Here is a 4,795-nt window from a genome sequence, read left to right on the forward strand (position 1 = left end):
CTCCTCGACCACCTGCCGGAGGCCCGGCGTGCGACGCCGGTCGCGCCCGCCGGACTCGACCTCGCCGAGGTCGGCCCGGAGGCCGTCCTCGAGCTGGTGCGTGCCCAGGCCGCCGCCGTGCTCGGTCACCGCGACGCTGCGGCGGTCCCACCGCACAAGCCCTTCCGCGATCTCGGCGTCGACTCGCTGACCGCCGTCGAGCTGCGGAACCTGCTCGGCGCGGCCACCGGCCTCACCCTCCCGGCGGGCGCTGTCTTCGACCACCCGACCCCGGCCGACCTCGCCCGCGCACTCGTCGAACGGCTCACCGGCACCGTTACCGACGGCGGCCCCGCCCGGGCGCGGCCGGTGGACGAGCCGGTCGCGATCGTCGCCATGGCCTGTCGCTTCCCCGGGAACGTCAGCAGCCCCGAGGACCTGTGGGAGCTGCTGGCCGCCGGGCGGGACGCGGTCGGCCCGTTCCCCGAGGACCGCAACTGGGATCTCGCCGCCCTGTCGGCCGACGACGGGTCCGACACCGGCTTCGGCGCGTTCCTGCACGACGCCTCGGGATTCGACGCCGACTTCTTCGGCATCTCGCCGCGCGAGGCGCTGGCCATGGACCCGCAGCAGCGGCTCCTGCTGGAGACCTCCTGGGAGGCCGTCGAGCGCGCGGGCATCGCCCCGACCACGCTCAAGGGCACGGCCACGGGCGTGTTCATGGGAACCAACGGGCAGGACTACGCGAACCTGTTCCTCGGCTCCACCGAGGAGGTCGCCGGGCACCTGGCCACCGGCAACGCGGCCGCCGTCGTCTCCGGCCGCCTGTCCTACGCCTTCGGCCTGGAAGGCCCGTCGGTCACCGTCGACACCGCGTGCTCGGCGTCGCTGGTGTCGCTGCATCTCGCCGCCCAGGCACTGCGCTCGGGCGAGTGCGACCTGGCCCTGGCCGGCGGCGCGACGGTGATGTCCACGCCGGGCGCGTTCCTGGAGTTCTCCCGCCAGCGCGGGCTGGCAGCCGACGGCCGCTGTAAGGCGTTCGCCGCGGGCGCCGACGGCACCGGCTGGGGGGAGGGCGTCGGCGTGCTCGTCGTCGAACGGCTCTCCGACGCCCGCCGCAACGGCCATCCGGTCCTGGCCGTCGTGCGGGGCTCCGCGGTCAATCAGGACGGTGCGTCCAACGGTCTCACCGCGCCCAACGGTCCCGCACAGCAACGTGTCATTCGCGCCGCCCTGGCCGCCGCCGACCTCGGACCGACCGAGGTGGACGTCGTGGAGGCGCACGGCACCGGCACCGCACTGGGCGACCCGATCGAAGCCGAGGCGCTGCTGGCCACCTACGGCCGCGACCGTGCGCATCCGCTGCTGCTCGGGTCCGTCAAGTCCAACCTGGGCCACACCCAGGCCGCCGCGGGCGTGGCGGGTGTCATCAAGGCGGTGCTCGCCCTGCGCCGGGGCGCCGTCCCGGCGACCCTGCACATCGACGCGCCGACCCCGCACGTGGACTGGTCCTCGGGGGCCGTCGAGCTGGTCACCGGGACGCGGGCGTGGCCCGACCGCGACCGGGCCCGGCGGATGGCGGTCTCGGCTTTCGGCGTGAGTGGCACCAATGCGCATGTGGTCCTGGAACAGGGCGACCCCGTTCCGGCCGTGGAGCCGGTGACCGGGCAGGTGCCGTTCGTGCTGTCGGCGCGCTCGGCCGAGGCGCTGGAGGCGCATGCGGGCACGCTCACGGAGCTGTCGGTGCCGCTCGCCTACTCGCTGGCGACGTCGCGGGCCTGGCTGGAACACCGGGCGGTGGCGGTCTCCGAGGACGGTGTGCGGGCGTTGGCGGCGGGGCAGCCGCACCCGGATCTCGTGCGCGGCACCGCGGGCGAGCCCGGCAAGACGGTGTTCGTGTTCCCCGGTCAGGGTTCCCAGTGGGTCGGTATGGCTCGGGAACTGGCCGCCGAGTCGGAGGTGTTCGCGGCACGGCTGGCCGAGTGTCAAGCGGTGCTGGACCAGTTCGTGGACTGGTCACTCGATGTCGCGTTGGACGATGCCGACCTGCTCGACCGGGTCGACGTCGTCCAGCCCGCGTTGTGGGCCGTGATGGTCTCGCTGGCCGAGGTGTGGCGCTCCTGGGGTGTCGAACCGGATGCCGTGGTGGGCCACTCCCAGGGTGAGATCGCAGCCGCCGTGGTGGCTGGTGCGTTGTCCCTCGAGGACGGTGCCAGAGTGGTGGCCCTGCGGTCGCGGGTGTTACGACGGCTCGCGGGGCGTGGCGGGATGGTGTCGATCGCGCTGGACGAGGCCGGAGTGCGGGAGCGGATCGAACCGTTCGGGCAGCGGATCTCGATCGCGGCGATCAACGGCTCCGCCGCCGCTGTGGTGTCGGGCGAGCCGGAGGCGCTGGAGGAGCTGATCACCACCTGTGCGGCCGACGAGGTCCGGGCGAAGCGGGTCCCGGTCGACTATGCCTCGCACTCGGCGCAGGTGGACGGATTGCGCGAGGAGCTTCTGGAGGCCCTGGAGCCGGTTCGGCCGCACACGGGGACGGTTCCGGTGTACTCGACGCTGACCGGCCGGGTCGAGGACGGCTCGGCCCTGGACGCCGGTTACTGGTTCGACAACCTGCGCTCGCCGGTGCGGTTCGCCGACGCCGTCACCGCACTCTCGGCCGAGGGATTCGGCACGTTCGTCGAGTGCTCGCCGCACCCCGTACTGACCATGGCTCTGCCCGAGGACGTGTTCGCGGTCGGCTCGCTCACCCGCGACGACGGCGGCCTGCGCAGGCTGCAGCTCTCCCTGGGCGAGGCCGTCGTCCACGGCGCGGCGCCCGACTGGGACGCTGTCATCCCCGGTGGGCAGCGCATCGACCTGCCGACCTACCCGTTCCAGCACGCCCGCTTCTGGCCCGCCCGCCCGGTGGCGAGGGGTTCCCTGTCCCATGCCGGGCTGGCCGCCGCGGGTCACCCGCTGCTGGCCGCGCTGGCCACGCTGCCCGACGAACAGGGTGTGCTGCTCACCGGCAGACTCAGCACCGAGACACAGCCCTGGCTGGCCGACCACGTCGTGGCGGGGCAGGTGGTCTTCCCCGGCACCGGCGTCCTCGAACTGGCACTGCACGCCGCCGACCAGGTCGACCTGACCGGCGTCGACGAGCTGTCGCTGCACGTTCCCCTCGTCGTTCCGGACGAGGGCGTGGACGTGCAGCTCGCCGTCGGCCCGACCGCCGACGGCCGCGCCACCTTCACGGTCCACACCCGGCACGCGAACGGTGGGTGGACCCGCAACGCCTCCGGTGTGCTCGCCGACGTCACCGCCCCGCCACCGGACGCCGAGTGGCCGCCCGCCGGGGCCGAACCCGTCTCCGTCGACTCCGCCTATGCCGATCTGGCCGAGGTCGGGCTGGTCTACGGGCCTTCGTTCCGAGGCCTGCGAAAGGCGTGGCGCGACGGCGACGACGTCTACGCCGAGGTCCGGTTGCCCGAGGACACCGCCTCCGGATTCGGCGCGCACCCGGCGCTGATCGATGCCGCCCTGCACGCCACCGGCTTCGGAGGGTTCGTCACCGACCCGGCCTCGGCCTGGCTCCCGTTCTCCTGGCAGGGTGTCGCGCTCGGCGCCGTGGGAGCGGGCCACGTGCTGGTCCGGCTCGCCCCCGCCGGAAAGGACACCCTCTCGCTGAGCGTGGTCGACGCGTCCGGTGCGCTCGTCCTGCACGTCGACTCGCTCGCCCTGCGCCCGCTGACCGCCGTCGAGCAGGTCGCCGCCACCGGCGCCGCTGCCGCTCTCTACGGCCGCGAACTCGCCGAGACCACGCTCGGCGGTGCCGTCGAGACCACCGTGCTGGGCATCGATCCCGGCGACACGGAGGCAGCGGCGCGTGCCGCACTCGACCGAGCGCTGCCCGCCGTCCAGGACGCCTGTGCCGGCGACCGGCCGGTGGTCGTCCACGTCACCACGGACGACCTCGTCACCGGGGCACTGCGTGGCCTGCTCCGCGCCGCCGACACCGAAAACCCCGGCCGCGTCACCCTGCTGCTGGCCGACGACGCCGCACTCGCGGGCGAGGCGGCCGCCGCCGACGAGCCCGAGGTGGTCGTGCGCGAAGGCCGCGTGCTCGCACCCCGCCTGACCCGGGCCACCGGCTCCGCGGTGAGCCCGTTCCACGCGGACAGCCGGGTGTTGATCACGGGTGGTACCGGCACGCTGGGTGTGTTGCTCGCGCGTCATCTGGTTGCTGAGCATGGTGTCCGGGAGTTGGTGCTGGTCGGTCGTCGTGGTGCGGATGCTGCCGGTGTGGGGGCTGTGGTCTCCGAGTTGGCCGAGCTCGGTGCGTCGGTGCGGGTTGTGGCGTGTGATGTGGCGGATCGGGAGGCCGTGGCGGCGCTGCTGGCGGAGTATCCGGTGACGGCGGTGGTGCACGCGGCGGGTGTGCTCGACGACGGTGTGGTCACCGCGCTCACCCCCGACCGGCTCGACGCCGTCTGGGGACCCAAGGCCGCGGGTGCGGCCCACCTCGACGAGCTGGCCGGCGACCTGGAGGCGTTCGTCGTCTTCTCGTCGGCTTCCGGCGTGTTCGGCAACGCGGGACAGGCCAACTACGCCGCCGCCAACGCCGCCGCGGACGCGGTGGTCGCGCGCAGGCGGGCCGAGGGCAGGCCGGGTCTGTCGCTGGCGTGGGGCCTGTGGGCCGAGACCAGCGGACTCACCGGCCACCTCGACGACGGGCACCTGCGCCGGGCCGGGCGGGGCGGTGGCCGGGCGTTGGACACCACCGAAGCGCTGGCGTTGTTCGACGCCGCACTCGGAACCGACGCCGCGTTGCTCG

The 4,795-nt window shown here is 74.0% G+C and carries 1 protein-coding gene; it reads left to right on the forward strand.

The window, feature by feature from the left end; genetic code table 11:
• Window positions 1-4,795: type I polyketide synthase (locus SACPADRAFT_RS27120; protein ID WP_198048311.1), on the forward strand; the 4,795-nt coding region annotated here is incomplete at both ends.

The organism is Saccharomonospora iraqiensis subsp. paurometabolica YIM 90007 (genome assembly GCF_000231035.2).
Classification (GTDB): domain Bacteria; phylum Actinomycetota; class Actinomycetes; order Mycobacteriales; family Pseudonocardiaceae; genus Saccharomonospora; species Saccharomonospora paurometabolica.